At 71.4% G+C, this 17294-nt stretch carries 18 protein-coding genes; 10 read left to right on the forward strand and 8 right to left on the reverse strand.

What is annotated here, in order from left to right; genetic code table 11:
• From ACYVE7_RS13650 to tsaD, 6 genes are all read left to right on the forward strand, one after another.
• Positions 1–1014: alpha/beta fold hydrolase (locus tag ACYVE7_RS13650; RefSeq protein ID WP_460365025.1), on the forward strand; the 1014-nt coding region annotated here is incomplete at its 5' end.
• Positions 1011–1457, forward strand: a complete 447-nt coding sequence (gene tsaE / locus ACYVE7_RS13655) for a tRNA (adenosine(37)-N6)-threonylcarbamoyltransferase complex ATPase subunit type 1 TsaE (protein WP_460365026.1) — start codon at positions 1011–1013, stop codon at positions 1455–1457. The genes ACYVE7_RS13650 and tsaE, both read left to right, overlap by 4 nt.
• A 165-nt stretch (positions 1458–1622) precedes the next feature.
• A complete protein-coding gene (locus tag ACYVE7_RS13660) occupies positions 1623–2300 on the forward strand; it encodes a hypothetical protein (protein ID WP_460365027.1) in 678 nt (225 codons plus the stop codon).
• Positions 2301–2356: 56 nt separating this feature from the next.
• Positions 2357–3019: a tRNA (adenosine(37)-N6)-threonylcarbamoyltransferase complex dimerization subunit type 1 TsaB gene (tsaB, locus tag ACYVE7_RS13665; protein ID WP_460365028.1), complete on the forward strand. Its 663-nt coding sequence runs from the start codon at positions 2357–2359 to the stop codon at positions 3017–3019.
• Between the two features lie 20 nt (positions 3020–3039).
• Positions 3040–3471, forward strand: coding sequence for a ribosomal protein S18-alanine N-acetyltransferase (rimI, locus tag ACYVE7_RS13670; protein ID WP_460365042.1), 432 nt, complete (start codon positions 3040–3042; stop codon positions 3469–3471).
• Positions 3468–4496: a tRNA (adenosine(37)-N6)-threonylcarbamoyltransferase complex transferase subunit TsaD gene (tsaD, locus tag ACYVE7_RS13675; protein WP_460365029.1), complete on the forward strand. Its 1029-nt coding sequence runs from the start codon at positions 3468–3470 to the stop codon at positions 4494–4496. The genes rimI and tsaD overlap by 4 nt, the downstream gene beginning before the upstream one ends.
• On the opposite strand, the gene ACYVE7_RS13680 is transcribed toward tsaD, so the two are convergent.
• Positions 4493–5446, reverse strand: a complete 954-nt coding sequence (locus tag ACYVE7_RS13680) for a GlxA family transcriptional regulator (protein WP_460365030.1) — start codon at positions 5444–5446, stop codon at positions 4493–4495. The genes tsaD and ACYVE7_RS13680 overlap by 4 nt on opposite strands.
• An 84-nt stretch (positions 5447–5530) precedes the next feature.
• Between ACYVE7_RS13680 and ACYVE7_RS13685 the strand changes: the two genes are divergently transcribed.
• On the forward strand, positions 5531–6790 hold the full coding sequence (locus tag ACYVE7_RS13685; protein WP_460365031.1) for an MFS transporter: 1260 nt from the start codon (positions 5531–5533) through the stop codon (positions 6788–6790).
• Here ACYVE7_RS13685 and ACYVE7_RS13690 read toward each other — a convergent pair.
• The gene (locus ACYVE7_RS13690; protein WP_460365032.1) at positions 6765–8201 is read right to left on the reverse strand and encodes an FAD-binding protein; all 1437 of its coding nucleotides are present in this window, start codon (positions 8199–8201) and stop codon (positions 6765–6767) included. The genes ACYVE7_RS13685 and ACYVE7_RS13690 overlap by 26 nt on opposite strands.
• 103 nt (positions 8202–8304) lie before the next feature.
• On the opposite strand from ACYVE7_RS13690, the gene ACYVE7_RS13695 reads away from it, so the two are divergent.
• Both ACYVE7_RS13695 and ACYVE7_RS13700 read left to right on the forward strand, forming a co-directional pair.
• Entirely contained in the window at positions 8305–8937 is a 633-nt protein-coding gene (locus ACYVE7_RS13695; protein WP_460365033.1) for a class I SAM-dependent DNA methyltransferase, read from the forward strand.
• Position 8938: 1 nt separating this feature from the next.
• Positions 8939–10432 (forward strand): ATP-binding SpoIIE family protein phosphatase, encoded by a 1494-nt coding sequence (locus ACYVE7_RS13700; RefSeq protein ID WP_460365034.1) that lies wholly within the window; start codon positions 8939–8941, stop codon positions 10430–10432.
• Between the two features lie 25 nt (positions 10433–10457).
• Here ACYVE7_RS13700 and ACYVE7_RS13705 read toward each other — a convergent pair whose 3' ends face one another.
• The 6 genes from ACYVE7_RS13705 to ACYVE7_RS13730 form a co-directional block, all read right to left on the reverse strand.
• Positions 10458–12095, reverse strand: coding sequence for a DNA repair helicase XPB (locus ACYVE7_RS13705; protein ID WP_460365035.1), 1638 nt, complete (start codon positions 12093–12095; stop codon positions 10458–10460).
• A 31-nt stretch (positions 12096–12126) separates the two neighbouring features.
• Positions 12127–12540, reverse strand: a complete 414-nt coding sequence (locus tag ACYVE7_RS13710) for a hypothetical protein (protein ID WP_460365036.1) — start codon at positions 12538–12540, stop codon at positions 12127–12129.
• A gap of 4 nt (positions 12541–12544) precedes the next feature.
• On the reverse strand, positions 12545–14848 hold the full coding sequence (locus ACYVE7_RS13715) for a helicase-associated domain-containing protein (RefSeq protein ID WP_460365037.1): 2304 nt from the start codon (positions 14846–14848) through the stop codon (positions 12545–12547).
• Positions 14849–14858: 10 nt separating this feature from the next.
• Complete coding sequence (locus tag ACYVE7_RS13720; protein ID WP_460365038.1) at positions 14859–15482, reverse strand: TetR/AcrR family transcriptional regulator; 624 nt, start codon at positions 15480–15482, stop codon at positions 14859–14861.
• 33 nt (positions 15483–15515) lie between these two features.
• Complete coding sequence (locus ACYVE7_RS13725) at positions 15516–15911, reverse strand: cold-shock protein (RefSeq protein WP_460365039.1); 396 nt, start codon at positions 15909–15911, stop codon at positions 15516–15518.
• A 72-nt stretch (positions 15912–15983) separates the two neighbouring features.
• On the reverse strand, positions 15984–16586 hold the full coding sequence (locus ACYVE7_RS13730; protein ID WP_460365040.1) for an HAD family hydrolase: 603 nt from the start codon (positions 16584–16586) through the stop codon (positions 15984–15986).
• A gap of 270 nt (positions 16587–16856) precedes the next feature.
• On the opposite strand from ACYVE7_RS13730, the gene ACYVE7_RS13735 reads away from it, so the two are divergent.
• Positions 16857–17294: DUF3027 domain-containing protein (locus tag ACYVE7_RS13735; protein ID WP_460365041.1), on the forward strand; the 438-nt coding region annotated here is incomplete at its 3' end.

Raw genomic sequence — 17294 nt, forward strand, 5'->3', positions numbered from 1 at the left:
GCGGCGGTCGCGGCCCGCCGGATCGCGGTGGGACGGGTGCGGCTGCTGCCCGACCCGGACGTCAACGAGCCGTTCGGGGAGCTGCGCGGCGAGCCGCTGACGGTCCTGGCCGACGACGGGCTCGAGCTGCGGGTGGAGATCGAGCAGCCGCCGGGCCGCCGCCCCCGCAAGCAGCTCACGATCGTGTTCTGCCACGGCTACTGCCTGTCCCAGGACACCTGGCACTACCAGCGGCGCGATCTGGCCGGGCACCGGATGGTGTTCTGGGACCAGCGCAGCCACGGCCGGTCGGGCCGCAGCCGTCCCACGCACGCGACCATCGACCAGACCGGTGACGATCTGGCCGCGGTGCTGCGCGCGACGGTCCGTCCCGGCGATCCGGTGATCCTGGTCGGCCACTCCATGGGCGGAATGACGATCATGGCGTTGGCGGAGCGGCATCCGGAGTTCTTCGACCGGCAGGTGATCGGGGTGGCGCTGGTCAACACCTCGCTCGGCGACATCCACGAGATGACGCTCGGCCTGCCGCTGCTGCTGGCCAAGCTGATCCGGCCGGTCGCGCCGCGTGTGGTGCGGGGGCTCGGCGCGCGCAAGGACCTGATCGATCCGGCTCGGACGGCCGGGGCCGATCTGGCGTTCTTCGTGATCCGCCGGATGGGGTTCGCCGACAAGAACGTCAGCCCGACCCTGGTCGATTTCGTCGAGCAGATGATCAGGGCGACCCCGATCGACGTGATCGCGGAGTTCTATCCGACGTTGATGCGGCATGACAAGCGCAAATCCCTTGAAACAGTGACAAAGGTGCCCGTCCTGGTGATGTCGGGCGGCGCGGATCTGCTGACGCCCCTCGCCCACGGCGCACTGATCGCCGACTCCGTGGACGACGCCGAGTTCGTCGGGATCGACGAGGCGGGCCATCTGCTGCCACTGGAACACCCCGGCGCCGTGACGTCCGGGCTGCGCCGGCTGATCGCCCGCGCCACCGGCAAGCCCGCCGAGGAGGCCGCGTCATGAGGATCTCCACCCCCGAGGAGATGCACGCGTTCGGGATCAAGCTCGCGGCCCGGCTCCGCCCCGGCGACCTGCTGGTGCTCTCAGGCGGGCTCGGCGCCGGGAAAACCACCCTGACCAGGGGAATCGGCGAAGGGCTCGGGATCCGCGGGCCGGTCACCTCGCCCACCTTCGTGATCGCCAGGGTGCACCCGCCGCTCGGCGACGGCCCCCCGCTCGTCCATGTGGACGCCTACCGGCTGGGCGGCTTCGCCGAGGTCGACGATCTCGATCTGGACGCCTCGCTCGAGGAAGCCGTGACCATCGTCGAATGGGGCGAGGGACTGGTCGAAGGGCTCGCCGAGGCCCGGCTCGAACTGCGGCTGGAGCGGATCGGCGAGGGCGAGGAGCGGGAGATCACCCTGACCGGGGTCGGGGACCGCTGGTCCGGCGCCCAGGACTGGTGACACCGGGGGCCGGTGAAGAAAGCACCTTCTTGATACCGCTGGGTACTCCCGAAGTTACCCGTGCGTGTCGTAACCTCGTCCTCGCAGTAAAGGGATACTTCCCCCCGAACCGGGAGTCCTCGAGTGGGCGGTCAACGACGCAGAGCCAACGGCTCCGAACGCAGCATGGCCATATTGCTGGGCGGCGCCCTCACCGGCGTGCTGGCCGTGTGCGCGATCGCCGGTCTGTTCATCCTCAAGAACGCCAGTTCGGAGAATCCGGCGGCGCCCAGCGGGGCGCAGAGCGTCGTGCCGAAGGCCAGCAAGCCCCGCGCGACCGTCGCCAACCCCACTTTCACCCCGTTCGAGGTCGTCCCCAACGCCTGCGCGATGCTGAAGGGCGACTTCACCCAGCGGCTCGTGCCCGGCGGCAAGCCCGCGCCGCCCGTCGCGATCGCCGACGATCTGGAGAGCAAGTGCGCGTGGGGCGACTACGGCGACGACCCGCGGATCCTCACCGTCGACCTGCGCGGCTTTGACGGCGCCACCTCGATCGCCCAGGCCAAGACCAGATATCTGGCGGAATGGCAGGACGACAGAACGGGCAAGTCGGCGGGCCAACGCGAGAAGCTGCGGTTCAGCGCCGAACTCCCCGGCCTCGGCGAGAACGCCTACACCCTCTACTACACGGGCGACGGCCAGGGCGCCGGCGTGGTCAACGCGCGGGTCGGCAATGTGCTGATCACCGTCCGGTACGCGGGCAGGACCGACGGAGAGTCCGCGCTGCCCAAGGACAAGGCGGTGGACGGCGCCCGCGCCGCCACCGAGATCATCGTCGCCCAGATCAGGGCCGCCGCCCAGTGATCGGAGCGGGCCGAGGCTGACGGAGCTGTCCGCGCCGCCGGATAAGCTTCTGGGTTGTGCTGGTTCTGGCTTTCGACACCGCGACCTCGGCCGTCACCGTCGCCCTTTATGAGTGGCTTCCCGGTGAGGGCGTGCGTCCGCGCGCCGTCGTGCAGGGCGTGGACAAGCAGCGGCACGCCGAGGTGCTCGCCCCCTCGATCAAGGCGGTGCTGGCCGAGGCGGGGGCGATCCCGGCGCAGCTCGACGTGATCGCCGTCGGGGTCGGGCCGGGCCCCTACACCGGGCTGCGGGTGGGTCTCGGGAACGCCGACGCGCTCGGCTCCGCGCTCAAGATCCCCGTCCACGGGGTGTGCACGCTCGACGCGATCGCCTGGGCGACCGGCCGCGACGAGCCGTTCGTCGTCGCCACCGACGCCCGCCGAAAAGAGGTCTACTGGGCGCGCTACGCCTCGGCCTGCCGGCGGCTCACCGAACCGGCCGTCGGCCCCGCCGCCGACGCCGCGCTTGGACTGCCCGCCTTCGGGGAGGGCGCCCGGATCTACGCCGACGTGCTGGGCGAGCCGGGCGAACCGCTGCTGCCGTCGGCGTCGGCCATCGCCGAGATCGCGATCGAGCGGCTGTCGGGCCGGCGCGGGCTGCCGCTGCTGCCGCCGGAACCGCTCTACCTGCGCCGCCCCGACGCCCAGGAGATCGGCCCCCGGAAGAGGGCCGTCCAGTGACGGCGCCGGTGATCCGGCCGATGGCCGAGGCGGACGTCCCCGCGGTGATGGAGCTCGAACACGAGGTGTTCGCCGACCAGCCGTGGACGGTGGAGATGCTGCTGGGCGAGCTCGTCCAGCAGCCCGCCACCCGCCACTACGTCGTCCTGGAGTCCGACGGCGCGATCATCGGCTACGCCGGTCTGTCGGCGGCGGGCGGGCAGGGCGACGTCCAGACCATCGGGGTGCGCGCCGCCCACCAGGGCCACGGCCACGGCGCCGCGCTGCTCACCGAACTCCTCGACGAGGCGGCCGAACGCGGCTGCGAAGCGGTGTTCCTCGAGGTCAGAGCCGACAACACACCCGCACAGAAACTCTATGAGCGCTTCGGTTTCGCCCGGATCGGCGTCCGCAGGCGCTACTACCAGGACGGCGCCGACGCCCTCCTGATGCGCAGGGGGGAACTGACATGACCGAACCGCTGGTCCTCGGGATCGAGACCTCCTGTGACGAGACGGGGATCGGGATCGTCCGCGGGCACACGCTGCTCGCCGACACGGTCGCCTCCAGTGTCGAGGAGCACGCCAGGTTCGGCGGGGTCGTCCCCGAGGTCGCCTCGCGCGCCCATCTCGAGGCGATGACCCCGACCATCGAGCGGGCGCTGGCCGAGGCCGGGGTGAAGCTGCGGGAGCTCGACGCGATCGCCGTCACCGCGGGCCCGGGGCTGGCGGGGGCGCTGATGGTGGGCGTCGCGGCGGCCAAGGCGTACGCGCTGGCCCTGGACAAGCCGCTGTACGGGGTGAACCATCTCGCCGCGCATGTGGCCGTCGACCAGCTCGAGCACGGGCCGCTGCCCAAGCCGTGCGTGTCGCTGCTGGTGTCGGGCGGGCACTCGTCGCTGCTGCTGGTCCCGGACGTCGCGACCGATGTGCGGTCGCTCGGCTCGACCGTCGACGACGCGGCGGGCGAGGCGTTCGACAAGGTCGCCCGGGTGCTCGACCTGGGCTTCCCCGGCGGCCCGATCATCGACCGGAAGGCCCGCGAAGGCGATCCGAGGGCGATCGCGTTCCCGCGCGGCAAACTCGACGACGGCACCTACGACTTCTCCTTCTCCGGGCTGAAGTCGGCGGTGGCCCGCTGGGTCGAGAACCAGGAGAAGGCGGGGCGTTCGGTGCCGATCGCCGATGTGGCCGCCTCGTTCCAGGAGGCCGTCGTCGACGTGCTGACCCGCAAGGCCATCGCGGTCTGCAAGGACCACGGCGTCGACCACCTCCAGATCGGCGGCGGTGTCGCCGCCAACTCCCGGCTCCGCGAGATGGCGCAGCAGCGCTGCGACGCGGCCGGGATCCGGCTGCGCGTCCCCCGGCCGAAACTCTGCACCGACAACGGCGCCATGGTCGCGGCCCTCGGCTCCGAACTGGTCGCCTCAGGCGTCGAGGACTCCCGCCTCGACCTCCCCGCCGACTCCTCCCTCCCCATCACCACCATCCGCCTCTAGGACGTGCGGAAGGAGTGCCGGTAGGCCAGCGGCGCCACGCCCAGCGTCGCGTGGAGCTGCTGCCGCAGCGACACGGCCGTCCCGAAACCGGCGGCCCGCGCCACCTCGTCGACGGGAAGATCGGTCGATTCGAGGAGCCGCCGTGCCTGCTCGACGCGGTGGACGGCGAGCCAGCGGGCGGGGCTCAGCCCGGTCTCGGCGCGGAAGCGCCGGGTGAAGGTGCGAGTGGACATGGTGGCGTGGGCGGCGAGCGCGGCGAGGGTCAGCGGCTCGTGCAGCCGGGTCAGGGCCCACGCGCGGGTCGCGGACGTCGTCGCGGTGGCCGGTTCGGGGATCGGCCGTTCGATGAACTGGGCCTGCCCGCCCTCCCGGAACGGCGCGGCGACGATCCGCCGGGCCACCCGGTTGGCGATCTCGGTGCCGTGGTCGGTGCGGACCACGTGCAGGCAGAGATCGATCCCGGCGGACACCCCGGCCGAGGTGAGGATGTCGCCCGAGTCGACGAACAGGACGTCGGGGTCGAGCGCGATGGAGGGGAAGAGTTCCCGGAACCGTTCGGCGTGCCACCAGTGAGTGGTGGCGGCCCGTCCGGCGAGCAGCCCCGCGGCGGCCAGCACGAACGCCCCCGTGCAGATCGACATCAGCCGGGCCCCGCGCCGGTGGGCGGTGTGCAGCGCCGCGGCCAGCTCGGCGGGGAGCTCGCCCGCGGTCAGCGGCGGCCCGCCGTGGATCCCCGGGATGACGATGGTGTCGGCGGTCTCCAGCAGGGACAGATCGCCTTCGGGGGTGATCGCGTAGCCGGCGTCGCAGCGGACCGGGAGCCCGCCGACGGAGCAGGTGCGCAGGTCGTAGCGGCCGTCGAGCGCGCCGGAGGTGAAGACCTGGCAGGGGATCCCGACGTCGAGGGAGGCGAAGTCGTCGAGGATGAGCACGGCTATCCGGTGCGGCATGGCCCGAGTCTATGGCCGGATTCTTGCTGATATTGGCTTTTCGGCCACTCGCGGGGAGGGGGGCGAGGCCGGACAATCTTGGGCATGACGAAGAGACTGCATCGGGCTTGGCTGGTGGCCGGGGTCGCGTTGATCGCGATCATTGGTGCGGCTGGGTTCCGGGCGACGCCCGCTGTCCTCATTGATCCGTTGCAGGCCGAGTTCGGCTGGAGTAAGGGCACGATCTCGTTCGCCGTCTCGGTCAACCTCATGCTCTACGGGCTGATGGCGCCGTTCGCCGCGGCCCTGATGGACCGGTTCGGGATGCGCCGCGTCGTCGCCGCCGCGCTGCTGCTGGTCGCGGCGGGCAGCGGAGTGACGGTCTGGATGACGGCGAGCTGGCAGCTGGTCGCCGCGTGGGGCGTGCTGGTCGGGCTCGGCACCGGATCGATGGCCCTGGTCTTCGCCGCGACCCTCACCGACCGCTGGTTCCACAGCCACAAGGGCCTGGTCACCGGGATCCTCACCGCGGGCGGCGCGACCGGCCAGCTCGTCTTCCTGCCGCTGCTGGCGGTGCTCGCCCACGACCACGGCTGGCGGACCGCCGCGCTGACGGTCACGGTGGCGGCGCTCGCGGTCGTCCCGCTGGTCTGGTTCCTGCTCCGCGACACCACCGAGGAGCTGGGGCTGACCGCGCTCGGCACCGACGAGCCCGCCGTCAGGACCCCGGCGAAGGGCGCGGCCCGCCGTGCCCTGACGGCCCTGCGCGACGCCGCCCGCACCCGGCCGTTCTGGTACCTGGCGGGCGGGTTCGCGATCTGCGGCGCCACCACCAACGGCCTGGTCGGCACCCACTTCATCCCCGCCGCCCACGACCACGGGATGGGCGACACGGTCGCCGCGAGCCTGCTCGCCCTGATCGGGATCTTCGACATCATCGGGACGGTCTTCTCCGGCTGGCTCAGCGACCGGGTCGATCCGGCGAAACTGCTCGTCGCCTACTACGGGCTGCGCGGGCTTTCGCTGCTGGTGCTGCCGCAGCTGTTCGCGGCGTCCGTCCACCCCAGCATGTTGCTGTTCATCGTCTTCTACGGGCTCGACTGGGTGGCGACGGTGCCGCCGACCGTCGCGCTCTGCCGCCGCCTCTACGGGACGAGCGGAGCCGTCGTGTTCGGCTGGGTGTTCGCCTCCCACCAGGTGGGCGCCGCGTTCGCCGCGACGGTCGCGGGCGTCACCCGCGACCGTCTCGGCACCTACGATCTGGCCTGGTACGGGGCGGGCGTGCTCGCGCTCGCCGCCGCGTTCTGCTCGGCCGGACTCATCCTGCGCGAACGGCCGATCAGAAGATCCCCTGTCCCGGCGTGAGGATCCCCGACGGGTCGTAGACCTCCTTGGCCAGCCGGAACGCCGGCCAGGTGACGCCGTAGTGCTGGACCCAGTCGGCCTTGGTGAGGGGGAGCGTGCCGACCGGGTACCAGGAGCCGCCCGCCGCCCGCGCCTTCTTGTAGAAGGCGTGGTTGGCGGCCGTCATGGCGTCCGGGTCGGCGCAGCCGGGCGAGGAGGTGCGCAGCAGCGAGAACAGCCAGGTGTAGCGCTCCTGGCCCAGCCGCATCAGCGGCGCGTTCACCTTGGCCGCGTCGAACGGGTAGAGCAGGATGATCGCGCTGAACCCGATCGTCTGCGGGGTGAGGGTCGGCAGGGTCTCGGTGACCAGCCGGTTCACCGCCGACTCGGGGACGAACGCGTCGAGCCACGGGTGCGGCCGGTCCCATTCGCCGAGCGACTTCAGGATGTCGACGACCGGGCCGACCCGGTTCGCGAAGTCGTAGAACGGCTGGTCGACGGCGGTCTGCTCGATCGCGCCGAGGTCGCCGGTGAGCCGGGCATCGTCGGCGGCGCTCGCGCCGTAGGCGACCCCCTCCAGCATGTACTTCCAGGAGCCGTCCGGCTGGAGCTGGAGCTGGCCTTCCAGGTAGTCGAACCGGCCGTCCTTGAGGACCTTCTTCTGCTTGGCCGTCAGCTCGGCGACCGAGGAGAAGTACAGGTTGTAGTAGCGGATGGTCTGCGGCGCGGGCGTCAGCTTGAGCTTCGCCTTGGTGATGACGCCGACCTGGCCGCGGCCCGCCAGCAGCGCGTAGAACAGCGCGGCGTGGCTGGTGGGGGAGCAGGTGACGAGCTTGCCCGCCCCGGTGACGGCCTCCAGTTCGACGACGTTGTCGACCTGGGTGCCGTAGTGGCCGGCCTGGCCGCCGAGCCCGCCGACGCTGAGCGTCCCGCCGATGGACAGGTCGATGTAGTCGGTGAGGACGGGCGGGGTCAGCCCGCGCGGCAGCGTCGCCTGGAGCAGGGTGTGCCAGAGCGCGCCCGCGCCGACGGTGGCGCGGTCGCCCGAGATCTCGATGGACGACAGCGGGCTCATGTCGATGACGAGCCCGCCCGCCACCTGGGCCTGGCCGTTGGTGGAGTGGCCCTGGCCGCGTCCGGCGAGCTTGATCTTGTGGGTCCGGCAGAACTTCACCATGGCCACGATGTCCCGGACGGAGCCGGGCACCAGGACGGCGAGCGGCCGGTGGTGGACGATATGGCCGAAGTCGTCGGCGGCGGAGTCGAGGGTGGCGGCGTCGGTCTTGAGCACGCCGTCGAGCGGGGGGAGCGAGTCGAACGGTCCGGCCGCGTTCGCGGCGGTGACCCAGCCGCGGGTGACCGGGCTGAAGCCGAGGACGAGGGCGCCGGTCATGAGGCCGGTCATCAGGGAACGTCGGTTGAGTTCTTGCACGGGAACCTCCTGAAGATCCACTACAGGGGAACGATCCCACCTTTCGTATGTCTAGATCGTTAAATAACGCCTATACGTCCGGGATTCGCCTAGAGTGACGGATGTGACCAGCGAACGCCGGAACCAGGTGGCTGCGGCCTTCGACGCCATTGGAACGCGCTACGACGAGGCCTTCCCGCACAAGGAAGGCCAGCTCGCCGCCGGTGAGTGGCTGCTGAAGAACCTCGCCCCCGGCAGCCGGATCCTCGACGTCGGATGCGGCACCGGGCTGCCGACCGGCGCGCAGATCGTCGAGGCGGGCCACGACTACACCGGGATCGACCTGTCCGCCGGGATGATCGAACTGGCCAGGGCCAACGTGCCCGGCGCCACGTTCGTCCAGGCCGACGTCGCCGACCTCGCCGTGGTCGAAGGCGAGTACGACGCGATCCTCATCTTCTTCGTGCTGCTGATGCTGCCCCTGGAAGAGATCCCCGCCGCGCTGACCGCGCTCCGCGACCGGCTCCGCCCCGGCGGGCTGTTCTGCCTGTCGATGGTCGAAGCCGACCTGGAGGACTTCCCGATCGGGTTCCTCGGCCAGGAGGTGCTGGTCTCGGCCTACCTGCGCGACGAGCTGCGCCCCCTCGTCGAGGAGGCCGGATTCGTGGTCGAGGAGCTGAACGTGTACTCCTTCGCGCCGCAGTCGACCAAGGCCGTCCCCGAGGTGCAGCTCTTCCTCAACTGCCGGCGTCCCTGACATGAAGGCCGCTCTGGAGTTCCTCGGCGAGGCGTCGGTGCGGATCGGCACCCGGCTCGACCCGGTCGAGAGCGCGCGCTCGCTCGCCGCCGAACTGGCGACCTTCGCCGACACCGTCACCGTCTACCTCGATCAGGGCCTGTTCCCCGGCCACCGGATGAACGGCGTGCTCCGGCACGTGGTCACCGTGCCGCAGGGGCCGCCCCTCGACAAGGGGCTCGACGAGGTGATCCTCGCGGGCGAGTCCTTTCTGACCGATCACGAGCTGGCGGTGCCGCTGCACGTCAGAGGGCGGAACCTGGGCGCGGTGCTGGTGCGCCGCGACGGCTCGCCGTACGACGAGATCGAGCGGATGCTGGTCGCGCAGCTCGCCGCGCAGGCCGCGCTCGCCGCCGACAACGCCCACCGCTACCGGGTCTCGGCCGCCGCCGCCGACACCCTGCAGCGCAGTATGCTCCCGACCCGGCTGCCGAAGCTCGCCGGGATCTCCCTGCACCACCGCTACCTGCCCGCCAACGACCACGCCAGGATCGGCGGCGACTGGTTCGACGCGATCGCCCTGCCGTCCAGCCGGATCGCGCTGGTCGTCGGCGACGTGATGGGCCACGGAATGAGCTCCGCGGCGATCATGGGCCAGCTCCGCACCGCCGTGCAGACCCTCGCCGCCCTCGACCTGCCGCCCGACCAGGTGCTCCGCCAGCTCGACGGGCTCGCCCAGGGCATGGGCGACGCCTACCTGGCCACCTGCCTGTACGTCGTCTACGACCCGGTCGCCCGGCGGCTGACCTTCGCCAACGCCGGCCATCTGCCGCCCGTCCTGATGCGCGCCGACGGCGACGCCGAACTGCTCCAGGTGCCCCAAGGGGTGCCGATCGGGGTCGGCGGGGTGGCGTTCGAACCCCTGGAGGTCTCCGTCGCGGACGGCGACCGGCTCGTCCTGTGCACCGACGGCCTGGTCGAGGTGCGCGGCTCCGACATCGAGACCGGGATGGAAGGGCTCCGCTCCGAACTCGCCCGCCGCCGCAGGCTCTCCCTCGACGCCCAGTGCGAGGAGCTGATCCGTGCGCTGCCCGACCAGGAGGACGACGTCGCGCTGCTGATGGCCGACCTGCAGGGCATCCCCGCCACGGCCATCGCCCGGTGGATGCTGCAGCCGCGCCGCCAGACCCCCGCCAAGGTCCGGCGGCTGATCCGCGCCACCCTGAAATCGTGGGGCCTCGCCGACCACATCGACACGACCGAACTGCTCGCCACCGAACTGGTCACCAACTCCGTCCGGTACGCGACCAGGCCCGTGGAGCTGCGGCTCGTCTACACCGACGCGCTGCTGGTCGAGGTGCAGGACGACGACTCGACCCTGCCCGTCCTGCGGTCGGCCGCCGACGACGACGAAGGCGGCCGCGGGCTCCAGCTCGTGTCCCGCCTGTCGCGCCGGTGGGGCGCCACCAGGACGTCAGGCGGGAAAGTGGTCTGGTTCGAGCAGGCCCTCACCTAGCCGGGCCGGCGGTTCGGCGGGCAGGTCAGCCGGGGATGTCTCCGGCGTCGACGATGCGGTAGGCGTAGCCCTGCTCGGCGAGGAAGCGCTGCCGGTTGGCGGCGAAGTCCTGGTCGAGGGTGTCGCGGGCGACGACCGAGTAGAAGCGGGCGCCCTTGCCGTCGGCCTTGGGGCGCAGGACGCGGCCCAGGCGCTGCGCCTCTTCCTGGCGGGAGCCGAAGCTGCCGGACACCTGGATCGCGACGGACGCCTCGGGCAGGTCGATCGAGAAGTTCGCGACCTTGGACACGACCAGGCAGCCGATCTCGCCGGTGCGGAACAGCTCGAACAGCCGCTCACGCTCCTTGTTCCTGGTCTCGCCCTTGATCACCGGGGCGCCGAGTCGTTCGCCCAGCTCGTCGAGCTGGTCGATGTACTGGCCGATCACCAGGGTCTGCTCGCCCTCATGCTGCTTGACGAGCCGTTCGACGACCTTGGTCTTGGTCTCGGTGGTCGCGCAGAAGCGGTACCGCTCCTCCGGTTCGGCCGTCGCGTAGGCGAGCCGCTCGGAGTCGGTGAGGGTGACCCTGACCTCGACGCAGTCGGCGGGGGCGATGTAGCCCTGGGTCTCCATCTCCTTCCAGGGCGCGTCGTACCGTTTCGGGCCGATCAGGGAGAAGACGTCGCCTTCACGGCCGTCCTCGCGGACCAGGGTCGCGGTCAGGCCGAGGCGGCGGCGGGCCTGGAGGTCGGCCGTCATCCGGAAGATCGGCGCGGGGAGCAGATGGACCTCGTCGTAGACGACCAGGCCCCAGTCCCTGGCGTCGAACAGCTCCAGATGGCCGTACACGCCTTTCCGGCGCGACGTCATGATCTGGTAGGTGGCGATGGTGACCGGGCGGATCTCCTTCTTAGCGCCCGAGTACTCGCCGATCTCGTCCTCGGTCAGGCTGGTCCGCTTGATCAGCTCGCGCTTCCACTGGTGGACCGAGACGGTGTTGGTGACCAGGATCAGGGTGGTGGCGCCCGCGTGGGCCATCGCGGCCGCGCCGACGATCGTCTTGCCCGCGCCGCAGGGCAGCACGACCACACCGGAACCGCCCTGCCAGAACGCCTCGGCGGCGTCCTTCTGGTAGGGGCGCAGGCTCCAGCCGTCCTCGGCCAGGTCGATCGCGTGGGCCTCGCCGTCGACATAACCGGCCAGGTCCTCGGCGGGCCAGCCGAGCTTCAGCAGCGCCTGCTTGAGGTTGCCCCGCTCGGACGGGTGGACGACCACCGAGTCCTCGGAGATCCGCTCCCCGATCAGGCCCTTGATCTTCTTGGCGCGGAGCACCTCTTCCAGGACGGCCCGGTCGAACGAGATCAGGATCAGCCCGTGGACCGGGTCCTTCTCCAGGCGGAGCCGCCCGTACCGGCCCATCGTGTCGGCGACGTCGACCAGCAGGGCGTGCGGCACCGGATACCGCGAGAACTTGATCAGCGCGTCGACGACCTGCTCGGCGTCATGGCCCGCGGCCCGCGCGTTCCACAGGGCCAGCGGGGTCACCCGGTAGGTGTGCACGTGTTCGGGGGCGCGTTCCAGCTCGCAGAACGGCGCGATGGCACGACGGCAGTCGGCCGCCTGCTCGTGATCGACCTCGAGAAGCAGCGTCTTGTCGGACTGGACGATCAGTGGACCGGTCATAACCATCCAGTCTATTGACCGGGCGGGGTGCCTAGACTTCGTATCCGTCGTCGTAGCCGGAGCCGGTGTCGGAGAACAGGCCGACGGCCGCGCCGATCCCCAGCAGCAGGACCGTCAGGGCGACCAGGACACCGAAGATGATCCAGCTCGCGGTCGTCAGGTTCTTGGCCGACACCGGATCGGAGTTGACGCGGCTCACCGCGATGCCCGCCGTGACGATGCCCGCGATCGCGAACAGGTTGATCCCGCAGGTGAAGACCAGCAGCAGGACGTTGGCGACCAGCGCGGCGACGGCGGCCGCGTTGCTCGCGGGCGGCGGCCCGTAGCCGTATCCGTAGGGGTTCTGCTGATCGTAGGGCTGGCCGTACGGATACTGCTGCGGTCCGTAGGGTCCTGGCTGCTGCTGGTAGGGCCGGCCGTAGGGGTCCTGAGGGGGGTAGCTCACGGATTCAGGCCTTTCTGACGCCTGTGATGCGATGCAGGGCGAACCGCTGGATCGATGCCCTCGTCTGGTCATATGCGGTCAGGAAGCCGCCGTCCACCCGGATCGGCTCGATGATCCGGCTGGAGGCCTGGCCCTGCTGGTCGAGGTAGCCGATCCAGAGCCGTCCGCCGACGGCCTCCCGCAGCTCCTCGACCATCGCCATCGCCGGGGTGCGGGGCGGATCGCCCGCGGGGGAGCCTATTCCGGCGGCCTCCTCGCCCGCGCGCAGCGCCCGGACGGCGGCCGCCGCGATCGCCCCGTCCACGGGGCGGTCGTGATCGGCCGCGGGACGGGCGACGGGCTCGGCGCGCTGCGCGTCGGTGCGGGTGACGACCAGGCCGCCCTCGGTCGATTCGGCGACCGGCGCGAAGCCGAGCGAGCGCAGCGACTCCAGGAGCTCCTGACGGGAAAGACGGCTGGCCAGGACGGTCGGGGCGAGCCGGTACAGGCGCAGCGCCGCCGCCCGCCGGTCCGCGAAGATCTCGTCCAGGACGGCCGGATCGTCGCAGCGGACATAGGCGAGGGCCGTGCCGACCCTGAGCCTGCCGTGCCGGCGGCCGACATCCTCGATCAGATAGCTGAGCGGCTGCGGGACGGGTGTGCTGCTGTGCCTGGTCAGCAGGTCGATCAGCTCGGAGACGGTGCGGCCCGCGTCCAGGGCGCGGCGGACCGACCCGGGGCCGAACCGGTAGACGGTCGCGCCGCCCGTGGACTCCACGTCGGCCATCAGGGCCAGCTCACGCGCCAGATCGGGGACGAGCGGGCCGGGGGCGACGGCCGTCAGATCGGCCTGGAGGAGGACGTGGTCGACCGGCTCGGGGAGCAGCTTGGCCAGCTCCGGCCGGATGTCGTCGCCGTTGAGGAGGGGGTCGGTGTAGGACGCCTTCGCGCCGAAGCCCGTCAGGCCGAGGAACGCGGCCTCCCGGAGCGTCCAGGAGACGAGACGGTCGTGCAGGCCGCCGGTGCGGCGCGGATGCTCCCAGGCCAGCCGGGCCAGGATCGACGGTTCGGTGGCGGCGACCCCCTGCGGCAGGGCGAGCAGGGTGCGGCGGCGGATCCACGGGGCCGTGCTGCGGACCGACTCCTCGGCCAGGGCGTTGATGGTCTTGTCGCGGTCGTCGCGGCCGCCGGCGAGGCCCGGCACCCGGTCGGTGGTCAGCCAGGCGTCGGCCAGGTCGATCCAGCGTTCGGCGGCGTCGCGGAGCAGCCACAGATCGTAGGAGCGGGTGGGGATCCAGTCCGACTCGCGGGCCAGCAGACCGGCGGCGTAGGCCAGCTCGATGACGAGGGCGGCGTCGGGCTCGGGGACGTCGAGGAGGACGGCCGCGGCCTTCAGATCGCGGACGGCCAGGCCGCCGGAGCGCAGCACGGGCGGCGGCTCGACCCCCCACCGCTCCAGCAGCTCCTCGACGAGGCGGACGGCGGTGAACGCCTGGCCGGAGGCGATCTGGTCGGTGAGGGCCTGGGCGCGGGCCGTCCCGGTGGGTTCCGGGGGGAGCAGGGGGTCGTCGCGGAAGAGGGCGTCGTGGCGGAGCTCCAGGCCGACCTCGCGGGGCAAGGCGACGGTGCGGTCGTCGGTGGCGACCAGCAGGGCCCTGGCCAGGAGCCGTTCGATGGGGGAGCGGGCGTCGGCGATGGTGACGGGGCGGCGCGCGTTGTCGATCCGGCCCGTCGGCGGGCCCCAGACGAGCTGCTCCAGGGCCGTTCTGGCCTCCTGGCCCGCGTCGTCGACCAGGTCGGCGAGATCGGCGAGGCGTTCGGCGATCGCCTCCGACAGGCCGGCGGCACTGGGGAAGGAGACGGGCAGGCCGAGATCGGCGGCCAGGGACGTCAGACGGTCGACGGGCAGGACGGCCAGGGCGTCGCGGGCGGGGGGGCCGAGGCCGGCCGGGTGGGGGAGGGCCTGCCGGACTCCGGGCGCCACCTGCAGGCGCTCCCGTGAGGCCCTGCGTCCGTCTTCGGCTGGTTCGCCCTTCCAGACCAGCCCGAGTTCCCGGAGGTTGTCCACAACCTCGGTGACGGCCGGTCCGAGGGCCTTGCGGAGTGCTGTGATGGTGGGCGAAGGGAGGACGAGGATGGCTTCGAGCGCCGAGAGCGATCCGTGGTCCAGACGGTCCAGGGCGCGGCTCACGGCCGCCGGGGTGGCGGCGCGGGCCGCCAGCCCGCCCAGATCCGCGGGGACGGGGGTGATCAGCTCAGGGCGTGCCGAGACGAGCGCACGCAACTGTTCGTCGGTGCGCCCCCGCAGCCAGTCCCCGTAGCTGTCCAAGCGAGCTCTGTCACGCCTTGGCGGTGAGTGCGCTGACGTCGCCGATCAGACCCAGGGCCAGCCTGGCCCACGCGGCGACGAAACGCTTCTCATCCGTCTTGATCGGCGCCTCGTAGAGCGACTCGTTGGCCAGCCAGTAGTTGACCACCGAGCCGCCGAGCACCGCGGCGATCGCCTGCCAGTCCTCGTCGAGGTGCTTGAACTCCGGCTGGCTGCCCAGCCAGGTGGCGATGCCGTCGTACAGCGGGTTGACCACGCCGTCCCGCAGGTCGGCGACGAGCTGCGGGAACTGGTCGAGATCGCGGAACAGCACCCGGATCAGGTCCTGCTCCTCGCGCATCTTGGCGAGGCCGGCGTGGCAGGTCATCCGCAGCCGCAGCTCGATCGGCTTGTCCTGGAGCGTCTCGGACTGCGCCAGCACGGTGACGACCTGCTCGCGGGTCCGTTCGATGTGCTCGCGGACAGCGGCCGCCAGCACCTCCTGCTTGGACGGAAAGTGCCGGTAGAGCCCGCCCGCGCCGGGCGAAAGCCCCGACGCGGCCTCGATCTCGGCCACGGACGTGGCCGCGTAGCCGCGGTCGGCGAACAGCCGCAACGCCTCGGTCACGATCCGCTCACGCGTCGAAATGCTCATTCTTGTGATCCTCCCCCTCAACCTTAGGGGAGGTCAGAGCTCGATGTCGTCGGCGACCGCGCGCAGAACGGTGGCGATCTTCTTGGCTTCCGCGCTGGACGGGTACTTGCCGCGCTTGTAGATGTCGCCGACGTGATCCAGCAGCTTGATCAGATCCTCGGTCATCTCGGCGAGATCATCGGGCTTCTTCCGCTTCGCCTTGGCCAGGGTCCGCTCCACCGAAGGCGGGGTGTCGATCACCTTGACCTGCAGCGCCTGCTGCCCGCGCCGCCCCTCGGCCACGCCGAACTCGACGCGCTGCCCCTGCTTCAGCGAAGTGACCCCCTCGGGCAGTGCGGAGGAATGCACGAAGACCTCACCGCCGTCGTCACGGGTGAGAAAACCGAAACCCTTTTCGGTGTCATACCACTTGACCTTGCCACTGGGCACGGTTGACCTCTGTCGTCTGCGATTTTCGGATCAGTACAAGGTTACCGGCCCAACACAAAACGGCGATACACCTTATTGACGCGACTGTTCCGCGAACCAGGACGGGAACGCCTCCAGATCGGGCAGCACATGGTCGGCGCCGTACGCCCTGAGCGTCTCGGCGGGGATCCCGCCCGTCGCGACGGCCAGGCTGAACGCACCCGCCGCGCGGGCCGCGTCGACGTCGCCGATGTGATCGCCCACATAGGTGACGGCCTGGTGCTCGCGGAGCGCGGTGCCCTTGGCGGCGGCCCACAGGCCGCCCGCGACCACGTCTACGGGCAGGCCGAGGAAGGCGACGGTGGCGCGGGCGTCGCGCTCGTTCTTGGCCGTCACGACCATGGTGGAACCGCCGGCGGCGCGGACGGCCGCGAGGGCGGCGCGGGCGCCGGGCATCTCCTCGCTCGCCGGGACGGCGATGCCGGGGTAGAGCTCGCGGAAACGGGTCACCATCGCCGGGACGCTGCCGGCGGGGAACCAGTGCGCCAGTTCGGTCTCCAGCGGCGGTCCGAGACGGGACGTGACGAGCGGAACGTCGATGAACACGCCGGTCTCCGCGGAAAGTTCGGTGTAAACGGCCCCGATTCCCTTGCGTGTGTCCGCCAGGGTCATATCGAGATCGAAGCCCACCATCATGACGCCGAGTCTAGGCCGCCCGGGAAAGGCTCCGGACCGGCCGCGACACCGCCGAGCTGGGCGGAGGGAGGCGCCCGCGTCCTTCCGGTAGTGGCGATGCGACGGGATCCGAGCGGAAGGGCGCGGGCGTTGTTGCGACTGCGCTGCCCAATACGGCCAGCCCGGAACGTGACGCTCCGTGGCCCGTATATACCCGGAGCGTGGTGGCTCAATCGCGGCGCGCGGCAGTGCGGTGCACGGTCACACCGTCCGATGGGCGACAATCGTGGGGTGAGCTCTCTGCGTCCCGCCCCAGCCCGCCGCACCCGCGCCGCGGCCGCCGACACCGCCTGTGTCGACGCCGTCGAGCTGGCACTGGGGGCCGCCCGGGAGGTGGCCGCCCCTGCCGAGGGCGGCGAGTACCTGGGTTACACCGTCGAAGGCGAACGCACGGTCACCCACCATTTCGGCTGCACCGACATCGGTTACCCGGACTGGCGCTGGGCCGTCACGGTGGCGCGGGCGTCGCGGGCGAAGAACGTCACGATCAGCGAGGTGTCGCTGCTGCCGGGCGACGACGCGATCCTGCCGCCGCCGTGGGTGCCGTGGCTGGAGCGGCTGCGTCCCGGCGACATGGGCCCCGGCGATCTGCTGCCGACGGCCCCCGACGACATCCGGCTGGCCCCCGGCTACACCGACGCGCCCGAGGCCGAAACCGACGTCGACCCG

Source organism: Actinocorallia lasiicapitis, assembly GCF_054778695.1.

Coding starts and splice junctions, on each gene's coding strand:
- ACYVE7_RS13680 (WP_460365030.1), bottom strand. CDS start 5,446: ATGCCGCACCGGATAGCCGTGCTCATCCTCGACGACTTCGCCTCCCTC.
- ACYVE7_RS13700 (WP_460365034.1), top strand. CDS start 8,939: ATGAAGGCCGCTCTGGAGTTCCTCGGCGAGGCGTCGGTGCGGATCGGC.
- ACYVE7_RS13685 (WP_460365031.1), top strand. CDS start 5,531: ATGACGAAGAGACTGCATCGGGCTTGGCTGGTGGCCGGGGTCGCGTTG.
- tsaD (WP_460365029.1), top strand. CDS start 3,468: ATGACCGAACCGCTGGTCCTCGGGATCGAGACCTCCTGTGACGAGACG.
- tsaE (WP_460365026.1), top strand. CDS start 1,011: ATGAGGATCTCCACCCCCGAGGAGATGCACGCGTTCGGGATCAAGCTC.
- ACYVE7_RS13705 (WP_460365035.1), bottom strand. CDS start 12,095: ATGACCGGTCCACTGATCGTCCAGTCCGACAAGACGCTGCTTCTCGAG.
- ACYVE7_RS13730 (WP_460365040.1), bottom strand. CDS start 16,586: ATGATGGTGGGCTTCGATCTCGATATGACCCTGGCGGACACACGCAAG.
- ACYVE7_RS13720 (WP_460365038.1), bottom strand. CDS start 15,482: ATGAGCATTTCGACGCGTGAGCGGATCGTGACCGAGGCGTTGCGGCTG.
- rimI (WP_460365042.1), top strand. CDS start 3,040: ATGGCCGAGGCGGACGTCCCCGCGGTGATGGAGCTCGAACACGAGGTG.
- ACYVE7_RS13660 (WP_460365027.1), top strand. CDS start 1,623: ATGGCCATATTGCTGGGCGGCGCCCTCACCGGCGTGCTGGCCGTGTGC.